Here is a 981-nt window from a genome sequence, read left to right on the forward strand (position 1 = left end):
CAAGCGGTGGAGCATGTGGTTTAATTCGACGCAACGCGAAGAACCTTACCAGGTCTTGACATCTTCGGATCACCCTAGAGATAGGGTCTTCCCTTCGGGGACCGAATGACAGGTGGTGCATGGTTGTCGTCAGCTCGTGTCGTGAGATGTTGGGTTAAGTCCCGCAACGAGCGCAACCCTTGATCTTAGTTGCCAGCATTTAGTTGGGCACTCTAAGGTGACTGCCGGTGACAAACCGGAGGAAGGTGGGGATGACGTCAAATCATCATGCCCCTTATGACCTGGGCTACACACGTGCTACAATGGATGGTACAAAGGGAAGCGAACCCGCGAGGTCGAGCCAATCCCATAAAGCCGTTCTCAGTTCGGATTGTAGGCTGCAACTCGCCTGCATGAAGCCGGAATCGCTAGTAATCGCGGATCAGCATGCCGCGGTGAATACGTTCCCGGGCCTTGTACACACCGCCCGTCACACCACGAGAGTTGGCAACACCCGAAGTCGGTGGAGTAACCATTTTGGAGCTAGCCGCCGAAGGTGGGGCCAATGATTGGGGTGAAGTCGTAACAAGGTAGCCGTATCGGAAGGTGCGGCTGGATCACCTCCTTTCTAAGGATTTTAAATAAGGACGGCAGTGCTATTTTGTTTAGTTTTGAAGGGTTGAAAACTATTAACCTAATAGAATAAGATGGGCCTGTAGCTCAGTCGGTTAGAGCGCACGCCTGATAAGCGTGAGGTCGGTGGTTCAAGTCCACTCAGGCCCACCATCTTATTGTTCCATCATTTAATTTGGGGCCTTAGCTCAGATGGGAGAGCGCCTGCTTTGCACGCAGGAGGTCAGCGGTTCGATCCCGCTAGGCTCCACCACTATTTTTTCTTTCAAAAGTGTCACATTCTGTGACAAACAAGAAGTCAGTACCTTGAAAACTAGATAAGAAGAGATACCAAAGCATCGAAACGAAAGACAAACGCGTCTTTTCACG

The 981-nt window shown here is 51.1% G+C and carries 2 tRNA genes and 1 rRNA gene; all 3 read left to right on the forward strand.

Going from position 1 to position 981, the window contains the following annotated elements:
• A 16S ribosomal RNA gene (locus tag ABDZ63_RS03515) occupies window positions 1-607 on the forward strand; the annotation flags it as partial.
• A gap of 81 nt (window positions 608-688) precedes the next feature.
• A tRNA-Ile gene (locus ABDZ63_RS03520) sits at window positions 689-765 on the forward strand.
• Window positions 766-789: 24 nt separating this feature from the next.
• Window positions 790-865: transfer RNA gene (locus tag ABDZ63_RS03525), tRNA-Ala, on the forward strand.
• Window positions 866-981 lie beyond the last annotated feature (116 nt).

The sequence above is a fragment of the Alkalibacillus silvisoli genome (assembly GCF_039521975.1).
Taxonomy (GTDB): Bacteria; Bacillota; Bacilli; order Bacillales; family Alkalibacillaceae; genus Alkalibacillus; species Alkalibacillus silvisoli.